The 15,862-nt window shown below is 40.6% G+C and carries 22 protein-coding genes and 1 tRNA gene; 12 read left to right on the forward strand and 11 right to left on the reverse strand.

Features of this window, described 5'->3' with window-relative positions; all coding sequences use genetic code 11:
• Positions 1 to 251: 251 nt before the first annotated feature.
• Both ACSQ6I_RS03680 and ACSQ6I_RS03685 read left to right on the forward strand, forming a co-directional pair.
• Complete coding sequence (locus ACSQ6I_RS03680) at positions 252 to 1,310, forward strand: ParA family protein (RefSeq protein ID WP_438888945.1); 1,059 nt, start codon at positions 252 to 254, stop codon at positions 1,308 to 1,310.
• A gap of 10 nt (positions 1,311 to 1,320) precedes the next feature.
• Positions 1,321 to 1,923: a HEPN domain-containing protein gene (locus ACSQ6I_RS03685; RefSeq protein ID WP_438888946.1), complete on the forward strand. Its 603-nt coding sequence runs from the start codon at positions 1,321 to 1,323 to the stop codon at positions 1,921 to 1,923.
• A gap of 38 nt (positions 1,924 to 1,961) precedes the next feature.
• Here ACSQ6I_RS03685 and ACSQ6I_RS03690 read toward each other — a convergent pair whose 3' ends face one another.
• From ACSQ6I_RS03690 to ACSQ6I_RS03735, 10 genes are all read right to left on the reverse strand, one after another.
• On the reverse strand, positions 1,962 to 2,279 hold the full coding sequence (locus tag ACSQ6I_RS03690) for a DUF433 domain-containing protein (protein WP_438888947.1): 318 nt from the start codon (positions 2,277 to 2,279) through the stop codon (positions 1,962 to 1,964).
• A 44-nt stretch (positions 2,280 to 2,323) separates the two neighbouring features.
• Complete coding sequence (locus tag ACSQ6I_RS03695) at positions 2,324 to 2,761, reverse strand: type II toxin-antitoxin system VapC family toxin (RefSeq protein WP_438888948.1); 438 nt, start codon at positions 2,759 to 2,761, stop codon at positions 2,324 to 2,326.
• The gene (locus ACSQ6I_RS03700; protein ID WP_438888949.1) at positions 2,754 to 3,008 is read right to left on the reverse strand and encodes a YlcI/YnfO family protein; all 255 of its coding nucleotides are present in this window, start codon (positions 3,006 to 3,008) and stop codon (positions 2,754 to 2,756) included. The genes ACSQ6I_RS03695 and ACSQ6I_RS03700 overlap by 8 nt, the downstream gene beginning before the upstream one ends.
• Before the next feature lie 139 nt (positions 3,009 to 3,147).
• Positions 3,148 to 4,341, reverse strand: a complete 1,194-nt coding sequence (locus ACSQ6I_RS03705) for an IS110 family transposase (RefSeq protein WP_438888950.1) — start codon at positions 4,339 to 4,341, stop codon at positions 3,148 to 3,150.
• Between the two features lie 282 nt (positions 4,342 to 4,623).
• A complete protein-coding gene (locus ACSQ6I_RS03710; protein ID WP_438888951.1) occupies positions 4,624 to 4,875 on the reverse strand; it encodes a hypothetical protein in 252 nt (83 codons plus the stop codon).
• Positions 4,875 to 5,222 (reverse strand): hypothetical protein, encoded by a 348-nt coding sequence (locus ACSQ6I_RS03715; protein WP_438888952.1) that lies wholly within the window; start codon positions 5,220 to 5,222, stop codon positions 4,875 to 4,877. Before ACSQ6I_RS03715 ends, ACSQ6I_RS03710 begins: the two co-directional genes overlap by 1 nt.
• Before the next feature lie 293 nt (positions 5,223 to 5,515).
• Complete coding sequence (locus tag ACSQ6I_RS03720) at positions 5,516 to 5,692, reverse strand: hypothetical protein (protein ID WP_438888953.1); 177 nt, start codon at positions 5,690 to 5,692, stop codon at positions 5,516 to 5,518.
• A 31-nt stretch (positions 5,693 to 5,723) separates the two neighbouring features.
• Positions 5,724 to 5,824 (reverse strand) — tRNA-OTHER (locus ACSQ6I_RS03725).
• 153 nt (positions 5,825 to 5,977) lie between these two features.
• Positions 5,978 to 6,328 carry a hypothetical protein gene (locus tag ACSQ6I_RS03730; protein ID WP_438888954.1) on the reverse strand — a complete coding sequence of 117 codons (351 nt, stop codon included), beginning with the start codon at positions 6,326 to 6,328 and terminating at the stop codon, positions 5,978 to 5,980.
• 241 nt (positions 6,329 to 6,569) lie between these two features.
• Positions 6,570 to 6,803: a hypothetical protein gene (locus ACSQ6I_RS03735; protein ID WP_438888955.1), complete on the reverse strand. Its 234-nt coding sequence runs from the start codon at positions 6,801 to 6,803 to the stop codon at positions 6,570 to 6,572.
• A 45-nt stretch (positions 6,804 to 6,848) separates the two neighbouring features.
• On the opposite strand from ACSQ6I_RS03735, the gene ACSQ6I_RS03740 reads away from it, so the two are divergent.
• The 5 genes from ACSQ6I_RS03740 (at position 6,849) to ACSQ6I_RS03760 (ending at position 9,611) form a co-directional block, all read left to right on the forward strand.
• Positions 6,849 to 7,124 carry a helix-turn-helix transcriptional regulator gene (locus tag ACSQ6I_RS03740; RefSeq protein ID WP_438888956.1) on the forward strand — a complete coding sequence of 92 codons (276 nt, stop codon included), beginning with the start codon at positions 6,849 to 6,851 and terminating at the stop codon, positions 7,122 to 7,124.
• A 130-nt stretch (positions 7,125 to 7,254) separates the two neighbouring features.
• Positions 7,255 to 7,665, forward strand: a complete 411-nt coding sequence (locus ACSQ6I_RS03745) for a hypothetical protein (RefSeq protein ID WP_438888957.1) — start codon at positions 7,255 to 7,257, stop codon at positions 7,663 to 7,665.
• Between the two features lie 51 nt (positions 7,666 to 7,716).
• Positions 7,717 to 8,382, forward strand: coding sequence for a hypothetical protein (locus ACSQ6I_RS03750; RefSeq protein ID WP_438888958.1), 666 nt, complete (start codon positions 7,717 to 7,719; stop codon positions 8,380 to 8,382).
• A complete protein-coding gene (locus tag ACSQ6I_RS03755) occupies positions 8,379 to 8,567 on the forward strand; it encodes a hypothetical protein (protein WP_438888960.1) in 189 nt (62 codons plus the stop codon). The genes ACSQ6I_RS03750 and ACSQ6I_RS03755 overlap by 4 nt, the downstream gene beginning before the upstream one ends.
• Before the next feature lie 99 nt (positions 8,568 to 8,666).
• Complete coding sequence (locus ACSQ6I_RS03760) at positions 8,667 to 9,611, forward strand: hypothetical protein (RefSeq protein ID WP_438888962.1); 945 nt, start codon at positions 8,667 to 8,669, stop codon at positions 9,609 to 9,611.
• A gap of 154 nt (positions 9,612 to 9,765) precedes the next feature.
• Here the strand turns inward: ACSQ6I_RS03760 and ACSQ6I_RS03765 are convergent, their stop codons facing one another.
• The gene (locus tag ACSQ6I_RS03765; RefSeq protein WP_438888963.1) at positions 9,766 to 10,344 is read right to left on the reverse strand and encodes a tyrosine-type recombinase/integrase; all 579 of its coding nucleotides are present in this window, start codon (positions 10,342 to 10,344) and stop codon (positions 9,766 to 9,768) included.
• Between the two features lie 219 nt (positions 10,345 to 10,563).
• Between ACSQ6I_RS03765 and ACSQ6I_RS03770 the strand changes: the two genes are divergently transcribed.
• From ACSQ6I_RS03770 to ACSQ6I_RS03790, 5 genes are read left to right on the forward strand one after another with little or no spacing between them, the layout of a single operon-like run.
• Positions 10,564 to 10,884, forward strand: coding sequence for a hypothetical protein (locus ACSQ6I_RS03770; RefSeq protein ID WP_438888964.1), 321 nt, complete (start codon positions 10,564 to 10,566; stop codon positions 10,882 to 10,884).
• On the forward strand, positions 10,884 to 11,507 hold the full coding sequence (locus tag ACSQ6I_RS03775) for a hypothetical protein (RefSeq protein ID WP_438888965.1): 624 nt from the start codon (positions 10,884 to 10,886) through the stop codon (positions 11,505 to 11,507). Before ACSQ6I_RS03770 ends, ACSQ6I_RS03775 begins: the two co-directional genes overlap by 1 nt.
• On the forward strand, positions 11,508 to 12,362 hold the full coding sequence (locus ACSQ6I_RS03780; protein ID WP_438888966.1) for a hypothetical protein: 855 nt from the start codon (positions 11,508 to 11,510) through the stop codon (positions 12,360 to 12,362). It abuts the gene before it with no gap.
• Positions 12,359 to 14,968 (forward strand): hypothetical protein, encoded by a 2,610-nt coding sequence (locus ACSQ6I_RS03785; protein ID WP_438888967.1) that lies wholly within the window; start codon positions 12,359 to 12,361, stop codon positions 14,966 to 14,968. The genes ACSQ6I_RS03780 and ACSQ6I_RS03785 overlap by 4 nt, the downstream gene beginning before the upstream one ends.
• A 6-nt stretch (positions 14,969 to 14,974) precedes the next feature.
• Positions 14,975 to 15,826 carry a hypothetical protein gene (locus tag ACSQ6I_RS03790; protein WP_438888968.1) on the forward strand — a complete coding sequence of 284 codons (852 nt, stop codon included), beginning with the start codon at positions 14,975 to 14,977 and terminating at the stop codon, positions 15,824 to 15,826.
• Positions 15,827 to 15,862 lie beyond the last annotated feature (36 nt).

Consider the following 15,862-nt stretch of genomic DNA (forward strand, 5'->3'; position numbering starts at 1 on the left):
GATGTTTTTCCTCAACTTTGTTGAGATGTAAGCATCTAACAATGTCAGATATTAACGTTATTATTATAGATGTAATGTCATTATAAGAAATAAATGAATTTTGTAACAGTATGATTTTTAACTTTAAAGCCATTGAGTAGTTGAGATAGAATGAAAATCTGTTCAACTTAATTTTGTGATAATAGAGGTAAAATTTTTTCAATACTTCTCATACAAATATGTATTTTTTACCAAAGAAAGGAATCTAACAAATGAGTTCGTATGCTTTTTGGAACAACAAAGGTGGAGTAGGAAAAAGTTTTCTTTGCTTTGTAGCTGCTTCTGAATATGCTCACCTTTATCCCGATACAGATGTTTATGTAATTGATCTGTGTCCACAAGCTAATGTCTCGGAAACTTTATTAGGGGGATATCTTAAAAGTCCTGAAGCTCTCAATTCTTTAAGTAGAAAGACACCTCGTGCAACAGTAGCTGGCTACCTAGAAGCACGTCTTAACTCACCTTTCCGAATGATTCCAGATGTATCTCCTTATGTATGTGAGCCAAAAGAATTTAATCCCCAAATTCCAGAAAATTTAAGACTTATATGTGGAGACAATCTTTTAGAAATAATTTCTGAAGCAATTCGGCAAACTTCTCAACTGCAAATACCAATAGATGCTTGGAAGCAGGTGCTGAGTTGGATTCGAGATTTAACAGTTGCTCTGCGTACACATAGTGGTGAGAGAGATACTCTATTTTTAATTGATTGTAATCCTAGCTTCGCTGTTTATACGCAACTTGGTCTAGTTGCCGCAGAAAGTCTAATTGTCCCATTCACTGCGGATGATAGTTCGCTTCATGCAATTGAGAATGTGGTGGCACTTCTCTATGGTATCAGCGATCCTAATACTGCTCCTTATGCACGAATTAATTTTGCCAAACTTGCAAAAGAAGAAGGTATAAACTTACCAAAATTATATGCTTTTGTCCTTAATCGGGTATCCATGTATGAAGGCAGGGCAGCATCTGCATCATTAGCTATAAACAAAATGATTAAAAAAACTATGGATAATATACATCAGAAGAATCGTCATATTTTTGCTAATCCCAAAGATTTACCCAGTAACAGTTTTATTGAAATTCCCAGTAACAATTTCGTTGAAATTCCCAGTTTTCACACTGCTAGTATAGTTATGACAACCACTGGTACCCCCTTACATAAACTTAAACCAGGCTCCAGAAAAATTGGTGATGAGCAAGTGCAATTAAATTCAGAGCCATTACAGAGGTATCGAGATGCACTTGAAGAGTTTGTAAATTGTCTCTGAGAGTATCACCGTGCCATCACCAGCAGCCTTAAAATATGATTTAGTAGCTCAGAAAGCTCGTATTCTACGTGATACTGCTACAGATATTCGCCTACGTCCAATATTAAATAGTCACACTCAAGTCTATTACCATTCAGCTTTAGCAATGTTTGTAGCTGGATGGGAAACTTATATTGAAGAACTCGTTCGCAACTTTTTTGATGTCACAGCAAACCCTTTAGATCCTCAGTTTTATGCTGTACATTCGCTTGCGAAAAATGCAGCGGAACGTTCGCTCAAACAATTTAATACGCCAAATGCAGATAATTCTCGTAATCTTTTGGTTCAATATACTGGTTACGATCCTATCAATGATTGGGTTTGGTCAAAAAGAAGTATAAATGCACTAGCCACTCGACAGATGCTAAACGATATTCTGCAAGTAAGACACAGTTTTGCACATGGTTTTCCCATTCCGGCAAATTCTTGGACACAAACACCAACAGGAAAAGTTAGGCTGACAGCTAAAGCTATCAAGGATGTTGATGCGTTATTAAAATATCTTGTAGGTGTTACTGATGCTGGCATGAAGCAACATATTCAAACTATTTATAATATAGTTGTACTTTGGTGATATGGTAATTCTATTTAATATAGAAATAAGTTGGGTTTTCATTTAATTAATCCCTGAGCGCGTAGTTTTTTCGCTAGAGGAGATTCACCAGCTTGCTGTTTTAATTGTTCAGCATATTGCTCTCGTTGCTGAATATCTGCATCTAATTCTGCTTGATGATCCCAGTAATAAGCTAAAGCTGAATGAATTTGACTCAGAGTTAAATAAGGATGTTGAAAATGCAGCTCTTCTGGACTCCAACCATGAGCAAGATAACCCGTAACTAATTCAATCATTTTCATTGTCGTTCCTGCGATGATCGGAACATGGCGCTCGTTGAGTTCTACATATTTATATTCTGTAGAGGTAAGAGTCATAATTTATCTGCTGTTACTTTGGGTTACTAAATATTTTAATCAATTTAATTTACTATTTCTTCTATTTCTCGCAAATAATCAGGTTTGGGTGTGAGTTGTCTCACCAGTGCAGCGTCCGCAGTCCAAAACTCAGCAGATGTCATTTCAGAACAAGCAAGAAAAGCTGCATCATAAAGGGTAGATAAACCGTATTTTGCGGCAATTTCCCAACTTCTAACCCTAATTGTTTCTTCTTCAATGTAATCAATGGGAAGTTCGCAGAAGTCCTCAAAAAAACCTTGTGCTTCCTCTTTAGTAATGACTCCTATTCGTGTTTTTTTCCTTAGTACAGATCCAACCTCTGCCCAAGCAAAAGCGGGAACTACTAAGCGTATATTTAAGCTTAATGCTTCTGTTACTAGGGTTCTGGCTTGGAATTGGTAAACTTCTGGGACAAGGTAAGGAATCCAGACACTGGTATCTATGCACAAAACTCTAGTCATGCCGTCCCTCACCCTCTCTGAGACTGCGAATCATATCTATAGAGGTTGGTTGTATGCCGGTTTTGGCTTTGATGGTTTCGCTGCGGGCAATAATTCGCTGATGTGCAGCCCATCCTCTTCTGCGTCGTACCTCACGTTCTACAGCCTCAACGATTAAATCATTAAAAGATTCCCTACCTTCCTTTAGTTTCCTGGCTTTGGCAAGTAGTTCAGAAGGAAAACGGATTGTTAAAGCTTCGCGTTCCATAACATTCGTTGCAACCAATTAATGATATCACTTATTGTAACTACTTTATTGCTATTATTGTTCACGCAAAATAGCAAACCACAACTCTTACACTCATTTCTCCGCGTCCTCTGTGCCTCTGCGGTTCGTTTTTCCTTCTTCAGTCTAGAACTTTTCTGGACTGAATCAGCATTTTGAACAGAAGTTTTACCGCTCTTGCTGATACACGCGACCTGATCAACTTCACTGGCCTGCCTGCTGCTTTTTCGTCATCGAGGAACTGCCCCAACTCTTTGAGTAGTGGATTAGTGCGACGGCGGGCGGGTTCAACTGCACTAAATACCCACTGCCACAGCGCCCGACGGCACACCCCCGATCCACCAGAAACTTTAGATTTAGAAATATCACCGCTTGATTCCTGGGAAGGTGCAACTCCTAAAGCCTTGTGAAACCGCCGCAATGATAAGTGTCTCTTTGTGGGATTACCCGATTTTCTACCCTTGCGAATTTTGATTTCTGGTTTACCATCCTCACCCAAGAAATTCTCTAGCGGGAAAATTTGCGAGAGAATGACAGACTGCACCCGGTTGCCAAAGTTAAATTTCTGGAAAACTTCGCGGTAACTTCTGAACCTTTCATCAGTAAGGAGTGTATCTAATTCATCCTCAATTAATTTTTCTTCTAGTTGTAAACTACAAATTCTTTGAGCGTGAAACTTAACCGAGTCAGTTAAACCTAGTCCGGCTGTGGTGGCGTAAATGCGATCATATCGCTTGCTCTGCCTTTGACCTGCTAACCATCCCCACATTAGGGGGACTTTTCCAGAAACACCGCGAACTGATTTAACCAACGCAATTTCTGGGAACTGCCAAGCTAAATCTTGTCTGGCGCGATTGATAATTGGGGACTGAATTCTGGAAAGGTGGTTTAGTCGGAGAAATAATTCTCTCATCCTGGAAATAATGCGATCGCGCACCTGAACGAACCGACTCAAATCATTTCCATAATCAAATTGATAACAGGCAAGGGCTAAGGAATCGGCATCATCATCTTTATCAGGTAGTGCCAAGTGATTTTCGCGGTAGTTTCGCAGCTGCTTATGCCCAACAAATCTCACCTCACAACCAGCACGGGTCAAATGTTCTACCCAGAACTTAGAGTAATTCATCCCAGTAGGTTCAAGTAGTGCAATCTCTGGTTTTAGCAACAGCAGTCCAGTTAGTCCGGCTCTGTCAGTTGCAAATTTGTTAAACCGATATTCATAGTAAAATTCTCTTGGGCTACTTGGTTTTTCAGTAAGTAAGCAGCACGAAACGCTTGACTTGGAAACATCCAACCCAACAACTCTAGTCATTCTGTTTTTCTCGTGTAGGTGAAATATGTGTCAATTACGCTTGTGAATCACCCAAAGGCCAACGAGCCTGATTCAGTCTCAAAGCAATTCCTAGTACTGCAAATACTAGGAGGACACATTTTTAAAACACAAACCAACCGAGCTTACGAAGAAGGGAAAGCCAGAAGCTTATTTCACGCTCAAAGCCCTAAGCTGATTGTGCTTTGTGCGGAACTGATTTGGACTCAGACCGCGACACACCAGGTGCGGTGTGTTTCGTCTGGGGAGTTCTACCCAGACTCATCAGGCGGTTTTTTTGGAAGCATTTATTGCATTTAGTATTTGGCTCTCTACTTCGCTGCTGGACATTGACTCAGCCTGACTTGCTGCACCTTGAGCAAAATTGTCAACAATCTCAATCAGTGAACGATTATTGATTGCTGAAATATATTTACCCATTGAGGCTATAGCTATAGTAGAGGACAGAAAACGACGCTTACGAACCAAGATGTACTCGTCGTCATAGGGGAGAATTTGCTGGGGTCTGTTGTTCATTATAAAAATCCCCCTTCGCCTATTTCATATTCTTCAGCTTCAAGGAGTGGATATTCTGGTTCCGCTGTCTCTGGCTTTACTCCTGAAGATTCTAATAAAAATTTGAGAGATGATCTATCTTTCTTGAGTTGCTGAACTTCTCTTTCTAGAGATGCAAGCTGACTTCTAATTTCGACTGAATGATCCTCTCTGATTTTGCGCTCAACGAACTCCATCAACTCGGTAGATTCCTCCTCTACCCAGTCAGGAGTCGTGTTTTCTGGAAATTCAAAGGTTGCTTCCAGGTGTCTAGCTTCATAGTTGCCTATGTTTAGAATTCGCTTGTATGTAACAGTTTTGATGCCCATGTTAGTTAGTTATCAAAGATTATCTCGAAGTTGAATTGCGTGCTACCTTGCTTTAAAAGTTTGGCGTATTCCTCAGCGTCAGTACGTTTCTTGAATCTGTTGAGAAACAAATTATGTGGAATGCCAACACGATACACAGCCCACGGTTTAAGTTGTCTGTACATATTGCTCCTAAAGAAAAAACCAGTATCAGCCACCAGCTAATACTGGCTTGCCATCAAATAGCAGTTTGAGCGGATAATCCCAGTGGGAGAACTGGGAATGAACAATACAATTTCAACAAGTTTTATCGTCTAGTCATCATCCTCCTCATTTTCGTCATCTTCAGAATTGATAATTAAAATCGCGTTACCGGCTTTCATCTTGATGTCGCTGATATGGGAATCAACGCCGTCATTTTCTACTTGAACAGTTGCGCCGTCTTCAAATCCGTCGAGCTTCATAATTAGCTCTTGAACTGTTAATATCATGGCTTTTTGTTAGTTGTTATGTTGGAAATTTGGGAGGTGGCAGGGGTTGAACCTGCATTTAATCCGATATTTAGGAAGCTCCCTTTTAACCGCATTCCTGTGCCGGGCGTTTACCAATTCCGCTACACCTCCCATGAGGTTTATCTGTAAGGGAGAACTAGCGCTAGTAGGACAGTAGAGATAACAAAAAGAGTGCCAAATATTAGTGGGTAAGCAAGGAGAAACCCATAAACCAAGGTAAAGTAATCTTCAATTTGTTTCATCATTTGGTAATTGGTAATTGGTTTATAGAAAAGACAACTGGCAATGGTTTAAGCCCGTGAGATGCCAATCTTGAGAAGCTTTACGAATTATTTTTCTTGCGGCTTTTAGTTCGGCTTGAAAATGAAACTCTCTCCCCTCTAAGTTTTTTGAAAATATCGCATTATCACAAGTTGCATCAAGGAAGCATTCACCAGCCGGGAATGATAAACTCCACCCGTCTGTTACTGATTCAGAAAATATTGGTTCGTAGAAATCATCAGCATCGGCACAATAATAAAAGCCTTGAGCAATGAGTTGTTCGGCGACATATAACTGCTTTTTTGTGAGCCAGCAAGGTAATTTTTTATCCATAAGCGATTGGTTATTGGTCATTAGTCATTAGTCATTGGTTGTTGGTTTTTCCCTTGGTGGTGGCATCCAATCATGTCGGCAACTGAGGCAAATCATTGACCACAAGGACAATGGCTTGCTCACGACACGTAAGGAGCCACAATTTGGGCATTTGTCAGGTTCTTTAGTCATTGGTATTTAGTCATTGGTTATTGCAGACATGGAAGAAATCACCGCGCTGTCAACTCGTGAACAGCGCATATGTCTTCGGTGATTTTTTTGTTCAGGGTGTTTCCACACGAGGTCTAGGTGTGGGTGCTTGCTCCAGTCGTGGTATTTCCCCGGTGTGGGGTGGGAGCGTTCCAGAAAAATGAACTAGTAAAAACGCACTGTACTGTGTTTCTGGAAAAGTTAAAGTGAGAAACTTTGAGCAACTAGCCAAGTTGTAATCACTTACCGAGTAATTAACTCGGCTGGCTTCTTGTTGTCTCACACTAGACATTATGTCTTGACTCATTGCCTATGTCAAGAGGTCTAGACAAAATGTCATGACATGGTTAATATGAACAAAGCAACCCAAAACACAGAACAAAAACATGGGGGTGAATCACCCTTGAAGCAACTTAGAGATGAGCTAGATATGTCTCAGGAGGATTTTGGGAGAACCATTGGCATAAGTGTAAGAACTGTTAGCCGATGGGAAGCGGGTGTCAACGTCCCGTCCTTTACAATTCCCCAACTTAAATCACTTGATAGACTTCTCCGAAGCCACGGCAAATCTATCCAAGACCTACCAGATAGTTTTGCGCCAATCCCACAGGCATTAATAACGGAATAAAGCCAGCTAATTAAAATCCAGTTCAGCATCCCTACCACCTATTAGTTAGGTGGTGATAGATTCTTGTATTCAAAACTAAGGAGGAATGGGAACAATTAGTACTGAGAATTAATTGCCCACAAATCAAATTATGGCTGTTTTAGATTTTTTGATTAGCCTTTCCAACAGCATACCTGAGCCAATGGTTGGGTTGGTATTAGCGACGCTCTTTATCCTGTTTATTTTATTGATGGCAGTTGCCTTTTTAATTTTCTTAATTCTTCTCCAGCGAATACCAGGAACTGGCTTTCTCTTTGTGGAAGTGGACTTTGATTTAGAGGAAATGATAACCAGGTGGCTAACGCCAAAACCAAAGCGCAGCGCGTCCACAGGTAGAGGAGAAATTAAGAGGGACTTGCAGTCACGACTGTTGCAATTACTTAACAATGACGTAGATGCAGCCATGCGACTGATAAACCAACAACGGCGATTACACCCAAAGAAATCAGACAGATGGATTCTGGAAAAGGTGATTTGGGACTTGGAACGCGATCGCAATTAACACCCCTACCACCTAACTAATAGGTGGTGATAGATTCTTGTATTCAAAAATATGATTTGGACAGAAAAACACGACCAATTTTGTTTAGAGAAACACATCCCACCCGCTGCCAAACTACTCTGGCAGTGGCTAATTAGGGAGGGAGTGAACCAAGAAGTTGAACCAGACTTGTCAGAATTCAACCACTGGGTAAAGAAATTTAGAGGCAAAGGTTATGGACATAACTACCTCAAACAAATGTTTAACCTCCTAGTTGAACATCGTGTAATACAGACAATTAAACAGTATTCATGGAAAGTGTTTAAGTTAATTGTTAGACCATTGGAATGGTTATTTCCACGCAAAAAACAAAAATTACACAATCATAATTCTACTTACGAAAAACCCACCTCAAACCCTAGTAAATCCGTTGAAGATGATATTCAGCAGCAGCATATCTTATCTAATCAACAAGTCTTGTTTGAGAGCGGTATTCATTTTGACACTGAAGAAACAGAAGTTCTGAGCCGTCCTCAATTTGAAATTAAGGCTGCACTACTACTGTTTAAATTGCGTGGAGCAACTGAGAAAATTAACAACCCAGAAGGATGGGTTAGACAGTGCTTAAGACGGCGTTATTGGGAACAGCCAAGGAACTACGGCACTATAGCACAGCACTTTGGGGGTGCAGTGATGAACATTGAGGATTACTTCTTACCAGTGCAGATAACATCATGAATAACCAAACAGAACTATTCAAAAACTGGATACGTAATCGCTTTGTCACTGAAGCTCAATTAGTTGATATGCCCTTAGATTTAGCCTTAGCTTTTGCTGATGCTATGAGAGAAGTAGCAGCTACAGTCAAGCATGAAATAGTCCCATTCCGTCGTCGCCGGACACGCCGCGCTAGTGCTAGGTAAATGTAGGTAAATGTAGGTAAATGTAGGTAAATGTAGGTAACTACCAAATTACGAATTACGAATTACGAATTACGAATTACCAATTACCAAGTGTTTACCATGAATACATTATTTAACCTGACTGAATACACATCAGTTCAGTCAACTCCGGTATTGAGTGATCCATATTGGGATGAGCTAGTAGTTCTAGATTGTTCTGGAAAAGTGGAACCTAACGGACAGACTACACTTTTTTATGATCAGGAGTTTGAAGCACCTGACCCAGACGACTATGAAACTAATGACGATTACTGCCAAGCCTGGATAGAGTGGGAAAAGAAGAATCCTGGAAGTATAGACCTCAAAGACTGGAAGCGAACTTATAAAGGTCATACTTCAGAATTCTTTGTAGTCAAGCATGGTAAAGGGCTTTACCGTGTCCAGTTCACAATTACCGACGATACTAACGGTTTAATGCTGGGTACTTTTGAGGGGAGTTATGCTGTCCCTTCACTAGCAGAACTAGATTTTCTCAAGGAAGTAGACAATCAAGTTGTTCTGGAAGAGTTCAACGAAGATGGCGATTTCATGGATGTTCTGGAAAAGCCAATCAAAGGTTTTCACTTTGAAGAGGATGCAGTTTACTGGCATTCTTCCAGAAACTGTAAGTTCAAAATTACCAAGCTACTTGCATCCGTTTCTAAAGCTCAAGGTTATTTTGCTGGTGAAATTATCAAGGAGAAAGTTTTACTGTCTGAGTTGCACCCAGTCAATGAGGATGTAGATTATCCAGAAAAACCAAGTCCAACTCTTCCAGAACAAGTAAATGATGTTCTGGAAAAGTGCAAGCTCAATCAGTGGGTCGAGCCTTATTATGTGAAACGCAGTGGTAGCAAGTATTGGTACTACCGCTACTGCTACTACCAGAAGAAAATCAAACACGTTCACATTCCCGGCGGCAAGGTCAACTCAGAGAAATCCGAACTGATGAAGCAGATGGTTGAGAAAGCGATCGCACTGGGTAACTCTCCTGCCCAAATCGAGCAGATGATAAAAAGTGCCTAATAAAAATAGGTATCTCCCACGCGCAGGGCTATACCTATCAATCAATGTGCATTGTAATTGTGGTTTCATGAGGGTGCGGGTGTTTTCACAGGGTACAAAGCTGGATTACCTGCCCGCGAGTACAAATATACCATAACTAGAGAGTTGCGAATAGTTAGAGAGTTGCGATCGCACCACGAACTTGATTAGGTTCTATCTCTATATATCCCTCAACAGATTTTAGGTCACGGTGTCCGGTGATTTTTTTAATAGTTGCTATTGAAACACCATTGTTGTGCAGTTTGGTAATGAAAGTGCGCCTGGTGCTGTGAGTCGAGATTCCCTTGGCTGTCAAACCTGCTTCTTCCACGGCTTTCATTAAAATTGCGTATACATTTCTCCAGGTTACGGAACCGTCACCGTCCCGGTTTGGGAACAGCCATGGACTATTACCCGGTGCGTAACTTCTCAGATTTTCAAATAAGGTTTGATGCACTGGCACTTGTCTGGTGTCAGCAGAGCCATCTTTTCTTTTTTTTCTGGTGGCTGCTCTAAATGTGATCACATCTCTCGGCATTCCATTGGGCAGATACACGTCACTTACACGCAACTGCACTAAAGCGCCCCACCTTTCACCCGTATACCAAGCTAAATCTAATAGTAATTTGTACTTAAGTGTTTTGAAATTTCTTCTTAACTTTGCATAGTCACTTTCAGAGAGAATTGCAGCTTTTCCACTTCGGTCATTTTTCATAGAAAAATATTTACCTTCAGCTATTCCGGTTTTACCTTGAAGAGTGGTAAATCTGGAATAATTTCTTGATTACCCACTATCTATAATAGCCTGCATTCCATATATAGCCATAGTTACGACTGATTTATAAACATTCCAATTTTACATAAAAGTGGAATATTTACATTTAATTGATAGCGACTTATTAATGGTTTAACAACCTTCAATAAAACCATTAACATGGAACCGACTCTACAGCAAATATTTGGTGCAAGCGCAACTCAAGACGCTACCACAGTAACTATTCTAAAATCTGAAATTGGCGTATTAGGAGCATCAGCCACAGGTGAAGCAATTTTGACTGGCGCTGTCCTTAAAGCTCAAGCTTACCTAACGCAAACTAACTACGACGCGAATATTGACCAATCAGTTGTTGTAGACAATGGGTTCCCAGGATTTGTCAATCGTGGGGAACCTGCTGTTCAGTACCGAACTGATCAGCTAACAATAACCTTATCCAAGGTCGATGATGCCGTAACTCTAGACCCTAACGACTACTAATGTCTTACTGCCAAGCGGGCGACATAGCCCGCGTAACTTTCCCAGATGGAGCCAAGCAGGATTTTGCTTCGCCTATAGACATCAAGTGTGAAGACGGGCTACTTGAACCGGATAGGTTGCAAGTGGACATAACGGTATATGGGCGCTGTAAGATTTTTTACAATAATGGGAACTCCTTCTACTATTACGAGGGTGGAGGGCGTACTAGGGATTTTGCTGGATATGCCGCTTTTCTACCTGTTAGCGGAACTCGGATTAGTTCGTCCGGTGACAATAGGACTTTTGAGGTTCTGGCATACACTACATCTACCGCGATTAATCCAACTTGGCTTCCTTACTTTACGTGGAATTCTTCATATCAAGTTCTCGACACGGTAAGTATCACTTCTATCAAAAAGAGATACCCACCGGGTGATGCAGAAGATTTAAAGAAAAAAATTGTCACGGTTTCTAAGGACGGAGCCACTCTAGTTCAAAACCAATACGATAACTGTGGTTTTGATGTTGAGTGTATTGTTCCCTGCCCACCGAATACCTTGGATTGTGGTGGTTGCTGTCTGGATTGCGCTGCAATTTTTAATGAAATTTCTAGTATTAGAAGATTAATTTCAGGTATTAAATAAATGAGCAGTTGTGATGCGATTTCTGCTGAATTAGCAGCTTTAAGGGCTGATATTGCGGCTCTTAATAATAAATTTATTCCTAAGTCTGACAGAGCAAATATTATTAGTGAGGCTGTTCGTCGGGCTTATTATGAAATTTACGGTGCAATCATTGCCTACATAGAAGGACTCTTTAAAGCTTCTGATGGTTTAGCAGGAAGGGTGTCTCAGCTAGAGCGCCAAGTCTCAACGATTTTATCTCAATTAACAGCAGCGAAATCTATTGCTAATCAAGCCTTGAATTTAGCTAATCAAGCGCTTAGTAAACCTGGGATTAAAGGTGACAAAGGTGAGAGGGGATTGCAAGGCGCTCCCGGTAAGCCTGGAGTGAAGGGTGAGAGGGGATTGCAAGGCGCTCCCGGTAAGCCTGGAGTGAAGGGTGAGAGGGGATTGCAGGGTATTCCGGGTAAACCAGGTGCGAAGGGTGACAAGGGATTGCAAGGTGTTCCTGGCAAACCAGGTGCGAAGGGTGATAGGGGATTGCAAGGTGTTCCCGGCAAGAATTCTGGCGCGAAGGGTGATAGAGGCTTGCAGGGTATTCCTGGTAAACCAGGTGTGAAAGGTGACAAGGGATTGCAAGGTGTCCCTGGTAAACCAGGTGCGAAGGGTGACAGGGGATTACAAGGTGTTCCCGGTAAAAATGCTAATGACAGCAATTCAGCATCGCCAGAAAAGAATGATTTAGCAGCTATAAAAGCCAGACTCGGCAAGGTTGAAAAATACATCAGCGGGCTGGAAATTGACATTAAATACTTTCAATCAGGAATAGAGAAGATATTTAAATTGGTTATAGATTTCTTTGGGGTATTCTCATGAGCAGTTTCTATGAAGTAGCCAGAATGTTAAATCAGATGGTTCCTGAATTAACAAAGGGTATGACCAATGGAAAGCGCGTATTTAGGAATACCAAAAGGCTGGCTGATGGTTTAGCTGACGTACAAAAAAGATTTAAATTTTTTAGTGACGAAATATCTAAGGCTAAAGCAGCACAAAGAAAGCTGGAAGAATTAAATAAAGAATTCAAGAAGGTCAAGGAAACAACTCAAAAGGTGAAGGATGTAACTGACAAAGTATTGGAAAAAGTTCCTGGTGGTGGAACTCCTCAGCAAAGAGCAGCTAGTCTTGGTGGTAAATATTTACCTACGCTCGTAGGTCTAGTAGCATTTGGCGGTGTCGCTGCACTAACAAAGTTGAGCGAACAAATTCAAAATGTACAAGAGAAATTTAATGATTCTATTGCAAGGGATTTATCAAAAGCCTTAACTTCCATACAAACCAACAAATCAAACATAGATAAAACAAATCGAAAAGTTAAAGAGTTTGAATTAAGCAACCAGCGAACGAGAGATAGAACTTATGCGCTAGAGAAACAAATTGTACCAATTAGAGAAAATGCGAATAATGCCCTGTATGAAGTTCGTGAAGGCAGACGGATATTAGAAAATCAAATAGAAGCTGCACGTAAACTCGGAAATGATGCACTTTACGAAGTGCGTACCGGACGAGAAACGATAGATATTAAGGTATCAGAAGCACGTAAATTGGGTAATGATGCACTTTACGAAACCAGGCAGAATCGTAGTTTATTTGATAATCTTGCCAGCCAATTTAATGATTTATCCTCACGAGTAAATCAAAATTTAGGCAATTCAATCAACAGCACCATAGCTACCTTGAAAGCAGATATAGCATCTGCAAAAGCTGCTGCTCAAAAAGCAGAAAACACCAATACACTGCAAGATAAATTGATAGATGCAGCAGTCGAACAAACAAAGGCTTTGGCTCGCGCTCTTGCTGCTGTTCCTGCGGCTCCAGATATCGTTTCACTAAAAAATGAAGTTGGGGCAATTAAAATTGATGTTTCTGCGCTGCGGCAATCTACCCAGCTTCAAGTAGAAGCTTTATCGAGTCAGGATACCGCTTTAGCTGCAAGTATTGGCAATCTTGCAGCCAAGGACAAACAATTAGCAGCGGCGATTGATAGTGTTGATAAAAGAGCTGTTGTTCCAGATTTATCACCAATCCAAAAAGCTTTAAATGATAAATTTGACGCTTTCGTTGCACAGAATAATAAGGATTTAAACATCCGAGATTTGAAAACGAAAGATTTAACTAAGTCTGAATTATCCAAGGAATTTGACAGAAGAATTGCAGACTTTGAAAGGCAATCAAATTTAACTTCTGACCAAAGGTTTGAAGAGTTTCAGAGACAAAACAGAATTGATTTAGGCTCAAAAATCGACAAATTAAATGCAACTGATACGTCATTGCAGGCTGATGTTAGTGGACTCAAAACAGACTTGAAGAAAGTCGGTACTGACCTATCTGGACTAGATACAAAAATCAGGGAACGCGAAAAGGTGGATATTGAAGCAAATAAGAAACTTGACCAAATGCTGCCACTGATTGGGAGTATCCCTTTACTTCCTGGTAGGGTATCTGATGCCATTAAGCCATCAATTCCTACACTTCCTCAGATAAATAATGAGGTAGGTAAAGCAGTTTGTAATTCATTTAATGGTGGGTGTGGTAAATCAGCTTTGGATAGGCAAAGTGCAGACATAAACAATGCTGACAAAGCCAACAATAACGACTTACTGAATAAATTAAATGCTGGCGCAAACGCCGGACAATTAGCCGCACTTGACGTAATTAACAATAAATTAGGCGCTCAAATTCCCGGAGGATTGTCTAGCAAATTAGTTAACGGTTTCAAGTGGTTACAACTTGATAGAGCATTAAATATTCTTACTTTTGCGGCTACAGTTCACAATGCTGCAATGTTGAGCAACGATATTTTCCAAACATTAGTAGGTGCGTTAACCAATGTTCTCACCCTAATATTACCCAAGGATGATGCTGGTAATGCTTTCAATATTGGTGAAGCAATTGGTAATACCGTGGAGAATGTTGTTAAGGGAATTGTAGGTGAAGAAAACTATACAAACCTTGCAGCCGGATGGGCTAAAGCTAACCGAATCTACCAAGCTACAACCAATGTTTTAAACAGCTTTATGAGCCTGACTCAAGTCGTTTTACAGGCATCTGAAATGATAGCAGCTTATACAGGGAAGATTGGTAATGCTTTGAAAAAGGGTGGCGTTGTTCTGGAGAACGCTTACGGTTGGATGAATCCACAGCCTAAATTTAATCGTGTCTTGCAAACTTTGGAGAACTTTCAACAGGCTGCATCAACAATACAGATGGTAACTCAAATACCTCTAGACTTTGTGAACGCAACAACTGAATTAACAACTTCTGCTACAGGATTTGTGACAGCAATAAAAGAAGATGATAAACCCCAAAATAAAGCTGTACCTATACCTGAGCCAGATGAATTAAAGGCTAAGGAGGTGCAAGCCAAGGTAGATTCTCAGCCTAATCCATTCGACTTTTCCGACTTATTCGACGGGGAGGATTAACAGGAAATGGCAGATTTACCAGATGATTTTAACCCGTTTGAACACCTACAACGAACTTACATATCGGAGTTTAATCGAAGGGTAAACAGATATTTTAATGATGTTCAGGGGAATGGTGATTTGAGTGGACCCAGACCATCATTAAAACTAGCCTGCTTGATGACTGACAACGACAACGATGCAATGATGACCATGCGTCATGATTTATTCTTTGATGTAATTGGTTATGGTCGCAAGAACTTAGCAGTAGTTTATGGTGAGAAATTTGCATCTGCACCACCTGTAGCGGGTCATCCACAACTGTTCTTGCACTTCTCTCAAGATGGTGCAGCAGTTCCCGAAGGTGAACCGTTAATTGAGCATGAGAAAAGTTGCAGATTGATGAAATTTTCCTGCACGAGTGATGGTGTTCAACCTGCCATCACCAAGCCGGATATGGTAGCAATTGCTAATGAAATAAAAACTTTATTTTTGGATGCTAAAAAAGGAATTACTTATACTACTGGCAATAAATCAGCGAGCTATACAGACCCTGAAAATGGGTTCCCAAAAGGTAATTATTTATTAGTAAATTCAAAGGCTGATGCTACTAACATTTACTCGAAAATGTGTAACGCCATAGATGTTCCTTACAAGGGTGATTCCCATGTGATCGTCAACGACCCGGACAAAGCCAGTACAACGACTGCCACAGCGGGAAAAAGTACAATATTAGGGAAGCAAGTGCAAAACCGCCGTTACCGTCCAACCGCTATCCTTCGTTTCAGATACGCTTATATCAGCTTAGGTAATCTTGTTAAACCTATATTCTTGATTGACACCACCCTTAGAAATCAATCGTTAGTCGAGTGGTTGTAAACAATAGTGGAGAAATAAGCTTGAAACCTATTAGGT

Origin of the sequence: Anabaena sp. WFMT, assembly GCF_051781005.1 — a bacterium.
In the GTDB taxonomy this organism is placed as follows: Bacteria; Cyanobacteriota; Cyanobacteriia; order Cyanobacteriales; family Nostocaceae; genus Anabaena.